Source organism: Nonomuraea cypriaca (genome assembly GCF_015645445.1).
Lineage (GTDB): Bacteria > Actinomycetota > Actinomycetes > Streptosporangiales > Streptosporangiaceae > Nonomuraea > Nonomuraea cypriaca.
Window position 1 is genome coordinate 1 of the sequence record NZ_JADOGI010000530.1, and the last position, 1,174, is coordinate 1,174.

Sequence of the window (1,174 nt, forward strand, 5' to 3'; positions counted from 1 at the left end):
CTACACAGATTGAATGCGTAGAGTCTTAGCCTCGTGACGGATCGCTTCGGGTGAGGTACGACCGGAGCATGCGGTATGGGCAAAGGGGTGGGTACACGCCCGCGGAGCAGGAGCGGCGGGAGCGGGTGCGGCTGCAGGCGGCTGAGTGGTTCGAGGCCGGGGAGTCGACCAGGACGGTCGCGGCGCGGTTACGGGTGCATGAGCGGTCGGTGACGCGCTGGCGGAAGTCCTGGCGCGAGGGTGGTACGTCGGCGCTACTGTCCAAGGGGCCGGTCTCGGCGGAGAAGCTGTCGGCCCGGCAATGGGCGCGGCTGGATGCCGAGCTCAAGCGTGGGCCGCTGGCCTGGGGCTATATCGAGGATCAGTGCTGGACCTTGTGCCGGGTCAAGACGCTGATCGGGCGGCTGTTCCACATCGGTTACACCATCGAGGGGGTAGGCAAGCTGCTGCATCGCCACGGCTGGTCGGTGCAGGTGCCGGCCCGGCGGGCGATCGAGCGGGATGAGCAGGCCATTGCGCTGTGGAAGGCGGAGGTGTGGCCGGCGGCAAAACCACCGCGGCGGACCTGGGTGCCTACCTCTGCTTCGAAGACGAGGCCGGGCAGGGACTGAGGCCGCCGAAGGGACGCACCTGGGCGCCGGTCGGTGCCCGTCCGGTGGTGACGGTACGCGGCAGAGGCTCCGGCCGCATCAACATGGCGGGCGTCGTCTGCTTCCGAGACGGCGAACGGCCGCACCTGTTCTACAAGCTGCACGTCTACCACGGCCGCAAGGGCGAGCCGAAGACGTTCTCCTGGATCGACTATCGGGACCTGATCGTGGCCACCCACCAGCAGCTCGGCGCACCCCTGGTGTGGTGCTGGGACAATCTCAACGTGCACCTGGACGGCCGGCTCGCCGAGTTCGCCGCTGAGAACGCCGAATGGTTACGCATCGTCCGGCTTCCTACGTACGCGCCCGAGCTGAACCCGGCGGAGGGCGTGTGGTCGCTGCTGCGCCGTTCCCTGGCCAACTTCGCCGTCACCGACCTGACCGGCCTCGCGCGGATCATCAAACGCAAGCTGAAGAAGATCCAGTACCGGCCCCACCTGCTCACCGGCTGCCTGACCCAGACCGGTCTCACCCTCGACACCCCGGCAAAACCATGACCGACTCTACGAATTCAACCGGTGTAT

At 67.3% G+C, this 1,174-nt stretch carries 2 protein-coding genes; both read left to right on the forward strand.

All coding sequences use genetic code 11. The annotated features are described in order from the left end of the window. Window positions 1-68 precede the first annotated feature (68 nt). Window positions 69-611 (forward strand): winged helix-turn-helix domain-containing protein, encoded by a 543-nt coding sequence (locus ITP53_RS55420; RefSeq protein ID WP_195903500.1) that lies wholly within the window; start codon window positions 69-71, stop codon window positions 609-611. Beyond that, a complete protein-coding gene (locus tag ITP53_RS55425; protein ID WP_195903501.1) occupies window positions 536-1,147 on the forward strand; it encodes a transposase in 612 nt (203 codons plus the stop codon). Before ITP53_RS55420 ends, ITP53_RS55425 begins: the two co-directional genes overlap by 76 nt. Window positions 1,148-1,174 lie beyond the last annotated feature (27 nt).

Coding starts and splice junctions, on each gene's coding strand:
- ITP53_RS55420 (WP_195903500.1), top strand. CDS start 69: ATGCGGTATGGGCAAAGGGGTGGGTACACGCCCGCGGAGCAGGAGCGG.